The organism is Streptomyces sp. NPDC002520, assembly GCF_053595235.1.
The window spans coordinates 353,584-369,343 of record NZ_JBSFXG010000003.1 but is presented as its reverse complement, the minus strand read 5'-3'; the positions used below and the strand labels follow the sequence as shown (position 1 = coordinate 369,343).

The 15,760-nt window shown below is 69.8% G+C and carries 18 protein-coding genes; 13 read left to right on the top strand and 5 right to left on the bottom strand.

Annotated features, from left to right (window positions below):
- Nucleotides 1–231: 231 nt before the first annotated feature.
- The 3 genes from ACWD5D_RS07680 to ACWD5D_RS07670 form a co-directional block, all read right to left on the bottom strand.
- Nucleotides 232–489 (bottom strand): hypothetical protein, encoded by a 258-nt coding sequence (locus ACWD5D_RS07680; RefSeq protein WP_451371881.1) that lies wholly within the window; start codon nt 487–489, stop codon nt 232–234.
- Nucleotides 490–702: 213 nt separating this feature from the next.
- Nucleotides 703–1,728 carry an amidohydrolase family protein gene (locus tag ACWD5D_RS07675; protein WP_451371880.1) on the bottom strand — a complete coding sequence of 342 codons (1,026 nt, stop codon included), beginning with the start codon at nt 1,726–1,728 and terminating at the stop codon, nt 703–705.
- Nucleotides 1,729–1,778: 50 nt separating this feature from the next.
- Nucleotides 1,779–3,401, bottom strand: a complete 1,623-nt coding sequence (locus tag ACWD5D_RS07670; protein ID WP_451371879.1) for an FAD-dependent oxidoreductase — start codon at nt 3,399–3,401, stop codon at nt 1,779–1,781.
- Nucleotides 3,402–3,694: 293 nt separating this feature from the next.
- Here ACWD5D_RS07670 and ACWD5D_RS07665 point away from each other — a divergent pair, with 293 nt between their 5' ends.
- Nucleotides 3,695–4,999 carry a cytochrome P450 family protein gene (locus tag ACWD5D_RS07665; protein WP_451371878.1) on the top strand — a complete coding sequence of 435 codons (1,305 nt, stop codon included), beginning with the start codon at nt 3,695–3,697 and terminating at the stop codon, nt 4,997–4,999.
- Nucleotides 5,000–5,860: 861 nt separating this feature from the next.
- A complete protein-coding gene (locus tag ACWD5D_RS07660) occupies nt 5,861–6,025 on the top strand; it encodes a hypothetical protein (RefSeq protein ID WP_451371877.1) in 165 nt (54 codons plus the stop codon).
- A gap of 237 nt (nt 6,026–6,262) precedes the next feature.
- On the opposite strand, the gene ACWD5D_RS07655 is transcribed toward ACWD5D_RS07660, so the two are convergent.
- Both ACWD5D_RS07655 and ACWD5D_RS07650 read right to left on the bottom strand, forming a co-directional pair.
- Nucleotides 6,263–6,871 carry a GNAT family N-acetyltransferase gene (locus ACWD5D_RS07655; RefSeq protein WP_451371876.1) on the bottom strand — a complete coding sequence of 203 codons (609 nt, stop codon included), beginning with the start codon at nt 6,869–6,871 and terminating at the stop codon, nt 6,263–6,265.
- Nucleotides 6,852–7,610 carry a GntR family transcriptional regulator gene (locus tag ACWD5D_RS07650; RefSeq protein WP_451371875.1) on the bottom strand — a complete coding sequence of 253 codons (759 nt, stop codon included), beginning with the start codon at nt 7,608–7,610 and terminating at the stop codon, nt 6,852–6,854. Before ACWD5D_RS07650 ends, ACWD5D_RS07655 begins: the two co-directional genes overlap by 20 nt.
- Before the next feature lie 457 nt (nt 7,611–8,067).
- Here ACWD5D_RS07650 and ACWD5D_RS07645 point away from each other — a divergent pair, with 457 nt between their 5' ends.
- The 11 genes from ACWD5D_RS07645 to ACWD5D_RS07595 all read left to right on the top strand — a co-directional run bounded on the left by ACWD5D_RS07645 (nt 8,068) and on the right by ACWD5D_RS07595 (nt 15,760).
- Complete coding sequence (locus ACWD5D_RS07645) at nt 8,068–8,337, top strand: DUF6284 family protein (protein ID WP_451371874.1); 270 nt, start codon at nt 8,068–8,070, stop codon at nt 8,335–8,337.
- Complete coding sequence (locus tag ACWD5D_RS07640; RefSeq protein ID WP_451371873.1) at nt 8,334–8,783, top strand: Pycsar system effector family protein; 450 nt, start codon at nt 8,334–8,336, stop codon at nt 8,781–8,783. Before ACWD5D_RS07645 ends, ACWD5D_RS07640 begins: the two co-directional genes overlap by 4 nt.
- Before the next feature lie 44 nt (nt 8,784–8,827).
- On the top strand, nt 8,828–9,649 hold the full coding sequence (locus tag ACWD5D_RS07635; RefSeq protein WP_451371976.1) for a protein spdB: 822 nt from the start codon (nt 8,828–8,830) through the stop codon (nt 9,647–9,649).
- The gene (locus ACWD5D_RS07630; RefSeq protein WP_451371872.1) at nt 9,649–9,996 is read left to right on the top strand and encodes an RRQRL motif-containing zinc-binding protein; all 348 of its coding nucleotides are present in this window, start codon (nt 9,649–9,651) and stop codon (nt 9,994–9,996) included. Before ACWD5D_RS07635 ends, ACWD5D_RS07630 begins: the two co-directional genes overlap by 1 nt.
- 1 nt (nt 9,997) lies before the next feature.
- Nucleotides 9,998–10,315, top strand: coding sequence for a hypothetical protein (locus ACWD5D_RS07625; RefSeq protein WP_451371871.1), 318 nt, complete (start codon nt 9,998–10,000; stop codon nt 10,313–10,315).
- 2 nt (nt 10,316–10,317) lie between these two features.
- The gene (locus ACWD5D_RS07620) at nt 10,318–10,656 is read left to right on the top strand and encodes a hypothetical protein (RefSeq protein ID WP_451371870.1); all 339 of its coding nucleotides are present in this window, start codon (nt 10,318–10,320) and stop codon (nt 10,654–10,656) included.
- Nucleotides 10,653–12,779, top strand: coding sequence for an ATP-binding protein (locus ACWD5D_RS07615; RefSeq protein WP_451371869.1), 2,127 nt, complete (start codon nt 10,653–10,655; stop codon nt 12,777–12,779). Before ACWD5D_RS07620 ends, ACWD5D_RS07615 begins: the two co-directional genes overlap by 4 nt.
- 203 nt (nt 12,780–12,982) lie before the next feature.
- The gene (locus ACWD5D_RS07610; RefSeq protein ID WP_451371868.1) at nt 12,983–13,486 is read left to right on the top strand and encodes a hypothetical protein; all 504 of its coding nucleotides are present in this window, start codon (nt 12,983–12,985) and stop codon (nt 13,484–13,486) included.
- A gap of 18 nt (nt 13,487–13,504) precedes the next feature.
- Entirely contained in the window at nt 13,505–13,765 is a 261-nt protein-coding gene (locus ACWD5D_RS07605) for a hypothetical protein (protein WP_451371867.1), read from the top strand.
- An 85-nt stretch (nt 13,766–13,850) separates the two neighbouring features.
- Nucleotides 13,851–14,924, top strand: coding sequence for a DNA cytosine methyltransferase (locus ACWD5D_RS07600; RefSeq protein ID WP_451371866.1), 1,074 nt, complete (start codon nt 13,851–13,853; stop codon nt 14,922–14,924).
- Nucleotides 14,921–15,760 (top strand): bifunctional DNA primase/polymerase, encoded by an 840-nt coding sequence (locus ACWD5D_RS07595; protein ID WP_451371865.1) that lies wholly within the window; start codon nt 14,921–14,923, stop codon nt 15,758–15,760. Before ACWD5D_RS07600 ends, ACWD5D_RS07595 begins: the two co-directional genes overlap by 4 nt.

Sequence of the window (15,760 nt, the reverse complement as noted above, 5' to 3'; positions counted from 1 at the left end):
CGCGAACCCGGAGCCGACCACGAGCCGGAACACCGAACACCGCGAACCCGGAGCCGACCACGAGCCGGAACACCGAACACCGCGAACCCGGAGCCGACCACGAGCCGGAACACCGAACACCGCGAACCCGGAGCCGACAGCGGGGCGGGACACCGAAGGCCACGACCCGGGGCCGGCCGCGGCAGCGCCGGCTTCCCCCAGGTGCAACAACTCAGCGTCGTGTCATGCGCGTCAGCCGTCGGAGGAGCGGGGCCGGCGACGAACCTCGAGGAGGGCGACCGCGATCTTCACCGCGGTCGAGATCGTCAGGGCCTGCATGAACGGCATGCCCAGCAGCCACAGGGCCAGCATCATGACCGTCAGAACCACGAACGTCGGCAGCAGATGGGTCTGCTTGGCCGCGTGACGCAGCAGCCCCGCTCCGCCACGCGGCCGTGCCGCCGTATCGACCGGCTGAACACCGCGTTCTTCTTCGTCGACCTGCGGCATGGACCGCCCCTTCCCGTGAATCCTCTGCCGACAGCGAGCGTAGGCAGGGGCGGCCCGGCATGGCAGCACCGCTGGTGCTCCATGACCCGGTTGGCCGACGGCCCTCTCCCGCGCCCTGCCCTCCCGCCTCGGCCGTCAGCTCCCCGAGGCGTCCCTCCTCATAGGTGTTCCCTGGTATCGCCCACGGGGTGGACGGCACCAGGGAACGGGATTTCAGACGCGCGCGAGGGCGGGCAGGAGCTTCAGGGCGTTGCCCTGGTTGATCGCGGTGCGCTCCCGGTCGCCGAGGGCGGGGTCCCCGTCGAGGGCGGGGGCCGTCAGTTCGGTGACCACGCGGGCGGGGGTGGGCGGCCAGTCGGTTCCGTACAGGAGCCGGGAGGAGCCGGCCGTGGCAAGGAGCGTGGGGGTGGCCGACGGGGACATGGGGCCCGCCGTGTCGTAGTAGAAGCGGTGCAGGTAGTCGCGGACGCGGGCGGGATCGACGCTGGGTGTGAGGTCGTTCCCGAAGATCTCGATCCGGCTCGCGATGTAGGGCAGGTAGCCGCCGCCGTGGGGAAGGACGAAGGTGATCCGCGGGTAGCGGTCCAGGGTCCCGTTCATGATCAGGCTCAGTGCAGCGCGGGTCGTGTCCATGAGGAAGTCGCACAGGAAGGGCGGCACGCCCTTCGGGCCGGAGGTGCTCACCTGCATGGGGTGCGTGCTGACGACGGCGGCGCGCTCGTCGAGTTCCGCCATGATCGGGTCGAGCCGGGGGTCTCCCAGGTAGACGTCCCCCACGCTGGTGCGCGCGCTGACACCCACCGCGCCGAGCCGGTCGAGGCCCTGGGCGACCGACCAGCGGGAGAGTTCCGCGTCGTCCAGGAAGACCGGCGTGAAGAAGGCGAAGCGCCCGGGGTGGCTCCGGGCGAGGTCTCCGGCGGCTTCGAGGGCGACCCGCGTGCTCTCCTTGCGCATCGCCGGTTCCGTGAGGCGTCCCAGCATGGCGACGGTGAGCACGCTGGTGCGTATGCCCACCCGGTCCATCAGGTCCAGGGCGGTGGCTTCGTCCCACCGGGTCCACGGCGGCAGACCGGCGCGGCTGACGACTCCCTTGCTCTCGGCCCACCGGACCCACTCCGGTGCGGTGTAGTGGTGGTGGACGTCTATTCGTTCACGGCGGGCGTCGCCTGCTCCGTCGGCGGCGTGCAGGCCTATCTCGCCCGGATCCTGCAACTGGGTCGTGTCGGCAGCGTGAGGCACGGAAGGGCTCCTTGCGGTTGGTCGGGTTCGAGGCGGCAAAGTGAGCAGGGTCAGCGGCCGAGGACGCTTTCCAGAACCTGCGCCAGGTCGTTCTCGGGGCTCGCGGGGACGGCGTCGCAGCGCCAGGCGACGAACCCGTCGGGCCGCACGAGCACGGCACCCTGCGGGGTGACGCCGTGCACGGCGGCCCAGTCGGCGCCACCGGTGTCGAGGTCGAACGCGGAACCGGAGCCGAGGGTGTACGACACGAGAGGGACGCCGAGCTTGTCGGCGGCGGCGCGGGCGGCGGCCGGCCACGGCCCGTCGGGAACCCCGGAGAGCAGCACGAAGGACTGCTCGTACAGGTCGACGGTGGACTTCGCGGCGCCGTCCTGCGTCACCGGCATGTGCGGGGCGCGGGAGCCGGGGTCCCCCTGCAGCCGGAGCGACTGCGGAATGACCGGTGCGGCCGTGTCGGCGCCTGACACCGCCGTGGACATGTAGCGGTAGCCGAGGGACACGGTCATCAGGTCCGTGCTCTGGCCGGGACCCTGCGCGGCGGTGTAGCCCGGGTGCTGCTCTCGCGAGGCCTGTTCGATGGCCCGGGCGCTGGTGGCCAGGGCGACCGGACGCCGTTCGCTCTCGTAGGTGTCCAGCAGGGCCCGTCCCGCCCAGCCGCGGAGTACGGCGGTCAGCTTCCAGGCCAGGTTGTGGGCGTCCTGGATGCCCGTGTTGGATCCGAAGGCGCCGGTGGGAGGCATCTCGTGGGCGGAGTCGCCCATCAGGAACACCCGGCCGCTGCGGTACCGGTCGGCGACCCGGTCGGCGGCGTGCCAGGGCGCCCGCCCCGTGACCTCGACGTCGAGGTCGCGCACGCCGGCCGCGGCCCTGATGTGGTCGGCGATGCGCGTGTCGGTGAAGGACTCGAGCGTCTGCCCGCGCTCCGGGAACCACGGGACGTGGAAGACCCACTTCTCCTCGTTGTCGACGGGCAGCAGGACCCCGTCGCCCTCCTCCCCGTTGAGGTAGCAGACGAGGAAGTGCTGGTCGCCCACGACCTCTCGCAGACGCTTGCTCCGGAACGTGACGCTGACGTTGTGGAACAGGTCGCCGCTACCGCTCTGTCCGATGCCGAGCCGCTCCCGCACCGGGCTGCGCGGTCCGTCGGCCGCCAGCAGGTACTCCGTGTGCACCGTGTACGTCCGGTCGCTCTCCCGGTCCCGCAGTTCGCAGGTGACTCCGTCCGCGCCCTGCGTGAAGGAGACCAGCTCCGTGCCGAAGCGCACGTCGCCGCCGAGCCTGCGGGCGTGGGCGAGCAGGACCGGTTCCAGGTCGTTCTGACTGCACGCGCAGCGCAGGGCGGAGCAGGTGTCCGCCTCCGGGGCCCGGCCGGTGATGCGCGCCGAGAGCCACTTGATCTCCCCGGTCGACAGGTTGTCCGTCTGGAGGATCCCGTGGTTGCGGGACAGGGTGGCCGCCGCCTTCCGGATGTCCGGTTCCAGGCCTGCGGTGCGGAACAGTTCCATCGTCCGCATGTTGTTGCCGCGCCCGCGGGGGTGTTCGGAAGTGGCCGCATGGCGTTCCGCGACCAGATGGTCCACGCCCAGCCGTCCCAGGAAGACCGACGCGGACAGTCCGACGAGCGAACCACCCACGATCAGTACCGGCACCCTTTGCCCGTCACGTTTGTCCACGGCCCGTCCTCCTCCAGAGAATCAGCGGTAGTTCGGGCAGCGTCCGGCATGAGCGGCGGCCCTGTTTCCGAAGCTTCCACAAGGTCCCGGAGTCGGCAATCGGTTCCTCCCCCGGACGGCCCATTCGCCGCACCGCTCTCGTATTACGCCCGCGGCATTGCGCAGCGGTCGGGTGAACCGCGTTTTCCCGTCCCATCAGGCGTCAATGCATTCCAGCGTTCCAGCCGACCCGTGCACGCCCCGGGAAGAGAAGGCCTGCCCGTGCATGCCCGGGAAGAGAAGAAGGGCCGTCGATGACTCAGACGCAAGAGCAGGAGACCGCCGACGCGACAGCCCAGGCCGTGGACGCGGCGTCCCGCGGTTGCCCGGTCTACCGGTCGAACCCGCACCCCGTCTACCAGCATCTGCGCGACAACGCGCCCGTGTCCCGGCTCAGCCCGCCGCACGGTGTGGAGACCTACCTCGTCACGCGCTTCGAGGACGCCAAGGCCGCGCTGGCCGATCCCCGGATCAGCAAGGACATGTACGCGGCCATCGACGCCTACCGGTCCATCTTCGGCGATTCCTCCATCGCCCTGGACGACAACATGCTGTTCGCCGATCCGCCGAAGCACACACGGCTGCGCCGGATCGTGAACCGCGCCTTCGTCCCCCGCCGTATCGAGGCTCTGCGTCCGCGGATCCAGGAAATCACCGACAACCTGCTGGACGGGTGCACCACCCTGGAGCCTGTCGACCTGCTGTCGTCCTTTGCTTTCCCGCTCCCTCTTCAGGTGATCTGCGAACTCATCGGAGTTCCGGAGAACGACCGGGAAGACGTCCAGAAGTGGTGCAGTGTCGTCGCCCGTACGGGATTCAGCAAAGATGACAAGGCCCGTCTGGCCGTGGCCGAGAACAATCTGCGGGAATACTTCGAGGTTCTCATCGCCCGTAAGAGGAAGAACCCCGAGGACGATCTGCTGAGTGTTCTCATCCAGACACGGGACGAGCAGGAATCGCTGACCGACGGCGAGTTGCTCTCCACGCTGTGGGTTCTGCTCTTCGCGGGCCACAAGACGACCGCCTACCTCATCGGGAACGCCGTCTACACGCTGCTCACCCATCCGGAGCAGTTGGAGCGGGTCATCGCCTCGCCGGAACTCCTCCCCAACGCGATCGAGGAGGTCATCCGCTACGAGGGCTCGGTGGAGAACGCGACGTTCCGCCACGCGCTGGAGGACATCACCATCGCGGGATCCGTCATCCCCAAGGGCGCGTTGGTGCAGATCGCCGTCACGTCGGCGAACCGGGACGCGGCCGCGTTCGAGTCCCCCGACACCTTCGACATCACGCGGCCGGGCCTGCAGAGCAGCCACCTGGGCTTCGGGACGGGACCGCACTACTGCCTCGGTGCGCCGCTGGCCAGGATGGAGATGCAGATCGCTCTGGCCACGCTCTTCCGCCGCTTCCCGAAGGCCGCGCTGGCATTCCCGGTGGCGGAGACCGAGTGGCTCAAGGTCCCGTTCCCCGCGTTCCGCGGCCTGACCCGGCTGCCCATCGCGCTGGATCCCTCGGAGATCATCGACGACTGGGCGTCCGGGCTTCCCGACGCCGAGTAGGAATCCGCGGCCGGCCCACCAGGTTGCCGTCGGACCCTGCCGTCGAAGCAGAGCCCAGAGGCCAGAGGCCCTGTGGATCACTCCACAGGGCCTCTGGCCTGTTGCGCACTCTCTGGACCCCGCTGATCCCACGGCCGTGCCCCTCGCGCGCCCCACCGAGCGGGGAACCACGAGGAACCCGTGCCACTCTCGTGCCAGAACAGGCGGGGTGCCAGGGGGAATCGCGGTGTGCAGGGGACGCGCCGCCCACTCCATCCGAGGCTGGGAATCCGCAGGTCACGCCGCAGACCGCCTCACCTCGCTCCTAAAGCGGTGGCCGACGGCAGCCCCGTGCCCTTCGCGCGCCCGCGGGGCTTGGGCAGCGGCGGCTTGACGGAGTCATTCGGACCAAACACACGCCGAGGGCCTGACCACCGTGGTCAGGCCCTCCGGGCGATGCAACAGCGACCTGTCAGTGCTTGAGGGAGCCTTTGGTCCGTTCTTTCGCGCCGCGCATCATGCCCCGCGCTTCCAGAGCGGCGCCCTTTGCCTCGAGGGTTCCTTTGTGCACAGCGTGGGCCGCCTTCCGCACGGTCCTTCCGACCACCTGTTCGGCCTTCGCCTTGGCCCGTTCTCCGGCACTCATCTCAGTACCTCCGCGGAGTCTCACTGGCCGTGTGCCCTGGAAGCGGGCGGCAAAACCACCCTGAGGGATGCACCGATCGTGGACGGCCGAAGCGCTGCGGCTGTGCGCCGGTGGTGATGGTCTCGCCGTGGACAGCCCCGGCCTGGATGCGGGGTGGATTGCTTGAGCAGCGGAGCGCCGACTCGCAGCATGACGGGTCAGCCCTCCATGCACCGCCACACACGAGGAGTAGTCGCATGACGGCAACGGCGAACGATCAGAAGACCGGTCGCGCGGTGGCTGGTGAGGAGCTGTTCGACAGCCTCGCCCATTTCGTGGTGACGATGGCGCGACCGGGTCCCCGTAGCCGTCTGATCCACCCCGAAAATCGGTTGCCGTCAAACGCTGCCGTCAAGGCATAAGCCAAAGGCCCTGTGGATCACTCCACAGGGCCTTGGGTGTGCTGTGCACTCGGCAGGATTCGAACCTGCAACCTTCTGATCCGTAGGCGTGTTCACCTCGGATGAGCGGCCCACCGACCAGCCTCTGAGCGCCGACAATCCACGGGGCTCAGCTCACGTCGGTCCCCCGTTGTGCGCTGGTGTCCGTGGCTGTTGATGTCAGCCGTTGATGTCAGAGCGTCGCACCCTTTTCCCTGGTCACGTGGCGGTTCGGCTCACCTGAGTCGGCACTTCGATGCTCGCGCCATCGGCTCCCACGGGCAAGAGGTCTTCCGGCAAAGCCAACTCGCCCGCCGGGCGTTGGGCGAGCCATCCCGAGAGCCTGTGTTCCGGTGTCTCCGTGCGTACGTGCTTGAAGCCCAACCGCTCGTAGTAGGCGTGCAGCCCCGTATTCGTGCGCCAAGTGTCGATGCGCACCCAGGAACGCCCTTCAAGGGCTGCCAGCCGGGACATCCAGTCGATGACGCGCGTGCCCAGGTGCCGGCCAGACGCTTCACGGGCGACGATCAGCTTGTACAGATAGAGCCCTGATTCGGGGTGGTCGGCGTCCGTCCAGAAGTCCCGGTCAACGGGGCCGCGACTGACTGTCGCGAGCACCCGTTCACCCTTGTCGACCACGACCCACGCGCGCCCCTCATCTATGCTGGCGCGCCATTTGCCGATGGCCCGTTCGCCCGTTTCAGGGTCACTCCACTGATCCGTGTCTTTGGTGCGCAACCACCGCTCAGCCTCCGTTCGCAGAGCCAAGAGGGCGGGTACATCCTTCGCCGCTGCGGGTCGAAGGTACTCAGTCCGTGCTGACTTCATAGAGGATCTTGTGCCTGTCTCCGGGGAGGATCGTGACCATGCAGCGGAGAGGCCGACCGTCCGCGTCATAGCCCGTTCGGGTGTGCTCTGCGATGGGTGTTGCCGCAGGTAGAGCAAGGAGTTCAGCCTCCTGGCGAGTCGGCATGCGCACTGAGATTTCGTCCACGTACTTGTCTTGGACGAGCCCAATGGACGCCAAGATGCCGCCGGGTGCGGAGACGTCTCGGGGCTCCATCAGGGGTGTACCGCTGACGAGTTCCTGCGGGAAGTATGAGTCAGCAAGGGCGTAGGGCCGGTTGTCTATGAACCGGACGCGCTTGCGCGCCACCGCCAGCCCGTTCGCGGGGAGTTCAAGGCGTTCACGGACGTGGGCCGGGGGCTCCACGATCGACACACTGATGTCCTGGCGGGGAGCGTTCCCGTTCTCCGCAATCGCGCTCGCCCACTGGTCACCAGCGGTACGCCCTTCAACAGCGTTGGCGTGGCGGGTCCGACTCTCCAGCGTCGTCCAGTTCCACACGACGGGGGGGTAGTCCTCGCGGACGTACTTCCCCTGACCCTGGCCGGTGACGACCAGCCCTTCCTCAACAAGTTGGCGTACGCCGGCGCGAACGGTCTCGCGGCTGTAGCCGTACTGGCTCATCATCTGCGTTTCGCTCGGGAGCGCATCACCTCCCGCCAACGCCCCCGACTGGATCTTTTCGCGCAGGTCATAGGCGATTTCCTGGGCCTTGGTCATACCGCGTCGCACCGGCAACGGCTCTCCTCCTCCGACTCCTCCGTACAAGTTAGACCAGGGGGCTTGACTATCCAAGCTCAACTCATGCAATCTTTTGCCACGGCACTCCTCCAGACAAGTCGGACGGGGTGTCACGTACGGCAGTGCCGTACAGGTGCGTCCGGAGGAAAGCCCGAGGGGGTGAGTACGAAGGCAGCGCTCGTTCTTTGACAACTGAATGGGGATCACGCCGCCTCTCCTCGGCCAAGTAGGCGGCCACGCGGGATCTCTCGCGTGAGGTACAGCGCAATCCGACCTTTCCGCAGCTCAGCGACTGCGGCCGGTTGCCTCCGCTGCACGTCTCGTACGTGCGGCGCTGAGGGGAGCCGGATCACCCGACTTCAACGGCGCGCGGCCCCGGTGCTCGAACACCGGGGCCGCTGTTCGGGCCGTTCCTATCCGAGAGGAACACGACCCTATGAACCCCATCGTGACTGTTCAGGACGCTGTTACCGCGTTCGCCGACTGGATGGAACCGACGGACGCGGAACTCGACGCGATCGAGCAGGAACTTCCGCTGATCCTGGCGGACGTCGACCTGTTGGACGCCCACATCATCATCCTCGACCGCACCCCCACCGAGCTGGACGCCCGCCGGATCCGCCGGGCCCACCGCCGGGTGCTCGCTGAGCGTCTGGCGCTCGCCAACCGCACGGCCGGCGCGATCCTGCCCGGCGGTGCCGCATGAGCGCCCCGACCGTACGTAGCCACACCGACGCACACGCTGAGGTGAAGGCGGAGATCGCACGCACCGACAACAAGACCGCGCTCCTGCTCGCGTTCGTCGGTGCGGTCCTGGCCGGCGCTTGGACGATCGGCAGCGCCCTGCCGCTCAACCCGGCGGCCGTGGTCGTCGGTGTGCTGGGCATGGCGTTGCTGGTCGGCGCGGCGAGCAAGCTGCTGACGTCGGTTCGCCCGAACCTGAGCGGCCGTCACGGCTTCACACTGTGGGCGACCCTCACCCCGCAGCAGATCACCGAGAGTCTGTCGACGGATCTCGCCGACGACATCGCCGGACTCTCCCGGCTGGCGGTCGTCAAGTTCACCTGCCTGCGCCGCGCGGTCGACCTCACCCGCGCCGGCGGCGCCCTCCTGATCCTCGCCGTGGTGCTGGCGCTCGGGGGTGCGGCGTGAGGATCAACGCCAAGACCCTGCTGACCGTGCTGCCGGCCGTTGCCATGACGGCCGTGTCCATGGTGCTCACCCTGGCCGTGGTCATGATGTGGCTGGGCACGGCCGTGCCCTGGTACGTCGCCCTGGTCGTCGGGTTGGGTATCGACGGTGGGTGGCTGGCCACTCTCGCCTATGAGCGCCGGTTGGCCGCTCAGGGCGACCACAGCAACGCCGTGACCGCCGTCGGCTGGTCCTTCGGGGCGGTCGCCTCGGGTGTCCTGGTCACTCACGCTGTGACGGCTGAGACGTCGATGGGGGCGTGGCTGGCGGTGGCGTGGCTGCCGATCGCCGCCAAGATGCTGTGGCTGGTCCACGGTCTGTGGGAGCGCACGGCGCTCACCCCCAGCGCGCTGGACACGATCCGGGGCATTCAGCAGGAAGCCCGCGACGACGCGGCCGTTGCCCGTGCCCGCCTGCGGGCGGAAGCGTCCACGGAGGAGACGCGGCTGACGGCCGTGACGGAGGCGGGGGCACGCGTCGCACGCGTCCAGGCCAAGACCGCTGAGACCCTTGCCGGGGCGTGGTCGACGCTGGAAGCGGCCCGCAAGGGCGAGAGCACCGGACGCGCCCTGACCAGCGTGACGAGCCGCGTCACACCCGACGTCACACCCTCCTGGGAACTCCCCGTGTGGGGGCCCTCAGAGCCCGTTGCGGCGCTGGAGTCGGCACCCGCGCTCAGTGACGCGGCCCTGGACACGCTGGTCGATGAGATCCGGACCAGCGAGCAACCGCCGTTGTCGTACCGGGAGATGGCCACCCGCTTCCGCACGGCCGGCCACGCTGCCAGTGAGGTGCGCCTGAGGGCCGCCTGGAAGCGCGTCGTGTGATGGCCGCGCTGCCGGTCTACCGGTGGCGTCTGGCACCGGACGGCTACGCAACCCGCCGACAGCTCCGGGCACGCAACCTGCGCCCCGGCGGTCAGGGCGTCGCCGCGCAGCTCGAACGCCCCCGCCGCCGCCGGCCCCCGCTGGTCGCCTACCTGTACCGCGTCGACCTGGCCAAGCCCGTACGGCCCATGACGCCCGCGCGGCGGGCGGCGCTCGCCAAGGCCAACGCCGCCCGCCGCATGTGCCCCGCCTGCCGGCGTGACGCCGGATACGTCATCCCCGCCGCGCTCGGCATGTGCACGCCGTGCGCCTACCCCGACCCGCACGGCTACGAAAGGACTGCCTGACATGGGCAACTCCGAGATCCGCCGTATCGACCGCGAGATCGGCAAGATTCTGAAGAAGTTGGAAGCCGTCCAGCGGGGCGAGTGGTGGCCGCTGACCAGCCGTGAACGGCTCGCCATGACCCGCGCGATGGCTGGTGGCGCCCGCAGCGTCCACCAGGGCCGCAGCGCGAGCGGTGCCGAGAACCGGATGGACTCCATCGGCACGGCTGCTGAGACCCGGTTGAACGCCGAACTGACCGCCCTGTACGGCGAGCGGCAGCGACTGATCACCGAGCAGGCGCGTGCCAAGGCCGCCAAGAAGTCGTCCGGGTGGTGGTGAGCGTGACCGCCCGTTGCCCCGCCGCTCACCCGGACGACCCGACGCCCTGTGTCGGTCCGGTCGTGGTGACCGTGCTGGACGCCTTCAACGCCGGCGCGAACGGGTGCGAGCACCACGGCGCTCGCCTCCTGGCCAGCCTGGAGCGGGCCCGCGTCTACCCGCTGCCCGACGCCCCGGCCGGCAGCGCCATCCGCGTCTTCACCGCCGCCGACACGATCCGCCCCTTCTGCTGGGTCGACGGCCCCCGCACCGACCCGTCCCAGCTCAGCCGTGCCGAGAACCGCGCGCGGTGCACCGACTTCCCCTCCCTCGCCTCCCGCTCAGGAGACCTGCCGTCATGACCGAGAACGTCATCAGCCTGCACAAGCCCACCGACCCGCCGGCCGGAGCCAACGCCCCGACCGTCCTCACTGTCGTGCCCGACCCGGTACCGGCCCCGCGCGTGCCGTTGTGGGTGCGCTCCGGCCGCGCCATCAAGGCGGCCGCGACCGACGAGAGCACGAAGACCGTGGTGCGGGCGGTCGCCCGGCACTCCCTCTACACGTTCAACGGGGGCCGGATCGTGGCCCGTCGCACCTGGGACGGGCGTACCGGGGCCCGCTACGAGCGGATGATCCGGGCCGCCGAAGCGGCCGGGAACCTGGAGGTTGCGGAGGAGTGGGAGGAGCGTCTCCAGCGCTTCCGGCAGGCTCGCCACCACCGCCGCATGGACCTCCTGCACTCCCCGGTGGAAGCGGCCAAGGGCGCTGCTGTCGGTGTCGGCATGGGCGTCGCCGGGCTGATCGGGCTCGGGGTCATCATGGCCATCAACACGAAGCACCCGGCCGACCTCATCACCCCGCTCGCCGCCACCATCGACTTCATCGCCACCCTGATCCGCATCATTCAGATCGTGTGGGGGCCCGCACTCACGATCGCCCCGTTCCTCGCGCTGCTCGCCCTGTGGTCGGTCGGCGCGCACCAGAAAGCGGCCCCGTCGTGGTCGATGCCGGAGCACCAGCGATCGAGCGAGGGTGAGCCGATCACCCCGTCCATCGTGGTCAAGGCCCTACGCGACCTCGGTGTGCCCGCGCTGCGCAACGCCATCAAGGAGATGGGCGACGCCGGCGCGTCGATGCTCGGTCCGATCCGGATCGCCGGATGCGGCGTGGAAGTCGACGTCACGCTCCCGTCCGGGGTGTCCACGATCGAGGTGCAGAACCGGCGGCGGAAGCTTGCCGAGAACCTGACCCGGCACGAGCACGAGGTGTTCATCACGATCCCCGAGGCCGCCCGCACGGTCCGCCTCTGGGTCGCCGACTCCGGCGCGCTGGACGAGCCGATCGGCCCGTCTCCGCTGGTCACCGACGAGACGGCGACCGCCGACTACAAGAAGGGCAAGGCCCCGTGGGGTCAGGACCTGCGCGGCGACGCGGCGGCCCTGAGCCTGTTCCAGCGTCACCTCCTGGTCACCGGCCTGTCCAACCAGGGCAAGACCGCTTCCCTGCGCGCGCTCGCCCTGTGGGCGGCGCTCGATCGCACGGTTGAGTTCCGGATCGCCGACCTCAAGGGCGTCGGGGACTGGGGCATGTTCGACGGACTTGCCAGCGTCCTCATCCAGGGTCCGACCGATGACGACGTGGTCGACGCCACGTGGATGGTGGAGGACGCGCTGGACGAGATGAACCGGCGGATCGGGGTCCGACAGCAGGACCCGAAAGCGCAGTTCAACCCGCTGGTGGTCATCGTGGACGAAGCGCAGGTCGCGTTCATGTGCCCGGTCAAGGACGACCAGAAGAACCCCTACGGCGGCTCCAAAGCCACCAGCCGGTACTTCATGGCCGTGCGCCGGATCCACAACCAGGGTCGTGCCGTGGACGTGCTGATGTGGCAGGGCACCCAGGACCCCACCGACCAGAACCTTCCCAAGCTGGTCCGCGAAGGCGCCCACACCCGCGCCTCCCTCGCGCTCGGCACCGAGCAGCAGGCCCGGATGGCGCTCGGGGACAAGGCCGTCGACGGCGGCGCCGCCCCGCACCTGCTCCGGCAGGGGCTGGACAAGGGCACGCTGGTCGTCGCCTCGGACGGGATCGCCATCCCGGCCGGCCAGGCATCCATCACCGTGCGCACCCACTACATCGACGACGACGCGGCCAAGGCCATCTGCGAGCGGGCCAAGGCACTGCGCGCCGGAATCACCACACTGCGCGTCGTCGACCAGCGTGAGGAGCGGGACGCGCTGGCGGACATCGCCTCCGTCCTCGGCACGGACGCGCGAGTGCTCACCCAGGAAGTCCTCAAGCGGCTCGCCGTGCTCGCCCCGGACGTCTACGGCGAGTGGTCGTTCATCGACCTCAAGCGCGTACTGGACGGCACCGGAGCGGAACCGTACAAGTCCGAGGGGCGCATGGTCGTCGGCCGTGACCGCCTCGCCCGCGCCATCGCCGATCGCGACGAGCAGGGTTCCGCTTCCGCTTCCGAATGACAGGGAGCCAACCCGTCCCGGGTCAGGGAGGCAGGGAGAACTCCCTGACCCCCTCCCTGACCCGCCTCCCTCGCCCTGACCTGCGCAATTGATCGCCAGGGAGGCAGGGAGGCAGCGCAGGTCAGACCCCCGAAACCCCCCTCTCAGCGCCCCCGCAAGGGGGTGTCCTCTCCTCCCTGAACCGTGACCCGAAGGGATTCCGCATGTACCCCGAGACCACCCCCACCGCGCCCCCGTCGGGCGTCCGGATGAGCGACGACGTGGCCGCCGCCGAAGCGGCCCGAATCATCGCCGACGCCTACAAGCCCGCCCCCGCCACCCCGACCGCCTACCGCGACGACAGCCCGCTTCCCGCCTACGGTGACACGCCCCCGGTCATGCAGCCGGACCGGCGGATCGTGCCCGCATGGGCCGCCGGAACCGCCGTCGCCGGCATCGGCGTCGGAGCCGCGTTCGTCGGCGTCGGGTGCGGTGTCTGGCTCGCGTGCCAGGGATTCGCCGCCGTCTCCCTCACCTCCGTTCTGTTCGTCACCCTGCCCATCGCTGCCGTGGCTGGAGTCTTCGCGGCCATTGGGACCGCCCTGCGCTCACTCAAGGGCGTCCACACCGAGAACCACCACCACTACCGGGGCCCGGTCCGGCAGGAGAACACCACCACCAAGACCTACGGACTCATCGCCCGTACCCGCAACGAGCACCACGGCTGACAGGAGAAACCGACGCCCATGTTCCGCCTGCGACTCAAGGCCATCGACTACCCCCGGCGCGCCCTGATCCTGACCGACACCCCCCGCTCCAAGTGCCCCGACTGCAAGGGGCTCGGGGGCATCGAGCAGCACTACAGCTACCCCGACACCGGGGAGTACTGGGGCAGTGGCATCGAGCCGTGCCCGTGCTGGTCGACGCGGCGCATGACCCTGCTGCGCCTGCCGCGCTGGACGCGCCGTACCCCGCCCGCCGGTTACAGCAGCGAACCGCCGTTCTAGCTACGCCAAGGGCGGCCCCCGTCTCGCCAAAGTCCGGGGCCGCCCTTGCCAGCCAGTCACCATCCAGGAACTGGAGAACTCCAGCATGACGCAACCGACCGACATCCGGCGAGTGCCCGGCTCGCCACCGACGATCGTCGCCCTGTGCGCTGGCTACGGCGGCCTGGAAGCCGCGATCCGGGCCCGTATCGGCGGCCGGGTCGCCGCCTACGCCGAGAACGACCCGCACGCCGCGACCGTGTTCGCCGCACGCCACCCCGGCGTGCCCAACCTCGGGGACATCACGACCGTGGACTGGGACCAGGTCCGCGCCCTGTACCGGCCGAACGTGATCGGCGCCGGTTTCCCCTGCCGCAACACCTCCAACGCCGGACGAAGGGACGGGATCAATGGCCAGTGGTCGCGGGTCTGGAAAAACGTCGCTCAGGCTGTGGGCCACATTCGACCGCGCCTCGTCTTCCTGGAAAACGTGGCGGCGCTCCGCTCGCGGGGGCTGGACGTCGTCGCCGCGGACCTGGCCGCGCTCGGGTATGACGCGCGATGGACATGCGTACGCGCTGGTGACGCAGAAGTCGGCGCGCCGCACGAGCGCGACCGCTGGTTCGCAGTTGCCCATCCCGCTGATGCCGACCCCGACCAGCTCGGACGGCACTGGCGGCCCCGGCACCAGCCCGAACCGCAAGGGCGGACTGAACCTGCGCACGGCCGTCACGCGGCTACCGGCGCCCCCGCAGGAAACGTGATCCTGCTGCCCACACCGGCCGCGAGGGACTGGAAGTCCGGAGCCTCCAACCTGCTGGACCGCAACTCCCGCCCGCTGAACGAGTTCGTGGTCAACCGCCTCCCCGGCCAGGCCGACTGGGTCTCCACGGACGGCATCGACTACGGGCCGGCCATCCGTCGTTGGGAGCGCGTCACCGGGCGTGCGGCGCCGTGTCCGACGGAACCGGGCACCCGAGGAAACCGGCGCCTGTCGCCGGCGTTCGCGGAATGGATGATGGGCCTGCCCGCCGGCTGGGTCACCGCAGTCCCCGGCATCCCCCGCAAGAACCAGCTCATGATCATCGGCAACGGCGTGGTCCCCCGGCAGGCCCACCACGCCTACGGCCTCCTGCTGGGCACCTCCCAGGCCGCACCGACTCTGGGGGTGGCAGCGTGAACGAGCACCTGCGCACCGCGCTGCGCCTGGCGGCCGACGGCCTGCCGGTGCTTCCCCTGCGCCGTGGAAAGCTGCCGTTCGGGAACTGCCCGGCCTGCGCGCGGAACGCATGCGGTGGCCGGCCCAACATGAAGAGCCCCGGTCCCTGCGCCTGCCCGTGGCCATGCCACGGCTGGGCCGCCGCCACCACCGACCCACACGTCCTCAACTCCAGCGCGTGGGTACCGGCGTGGCAGCACGCGGCGGCGCTCGCGTACCACCCCGGCGGCGCCGGCGTGACCGTGGTCGACCTGGACGACCCCGCCGCCATCCACTGGGCCCGCCAGACCCTGCCCGCCACCCGGACCGTGACCACCACCCGGGGCGAACACTGGATCTACCGAGGCACTATGCCGTCCTCGAACGCGGTCCGACCCGGCGTCGACATCAAGTCCCTTATGCAGTACGCCCGTTGGCTCGAAAACGGCACGGGCGCCACAGCCCCCCTCCCGGAAGCTGTACGCGCCCTGGCAGTAAAGGAGCCGTCCCCGGCTCACAGGGCGCCACGGACGCCCTCAGTGCCTCTGAGGGGCCACGGGGGCGAGTGCCCGCACCGTACGACCACCTACCTGGAGCGTGGCATCTCCATGGGCGTGCAGCGGATCGCCGAAGCCCGCAGCGCCGTCCACGCGACCGTGTACCGGACGTTCCTCGCCGTGCTGTCGACGCACGGCCGGTGCGGCTGCCTCACCGACGCCCATGTCGCCCGGCTGTTCACCGCTGCGCAGGCCAAGGGCGAATCCCCCCGGCACTGCACGGACGCGTGGACCAACGCCCTGACCACGTTGGGACTGTGA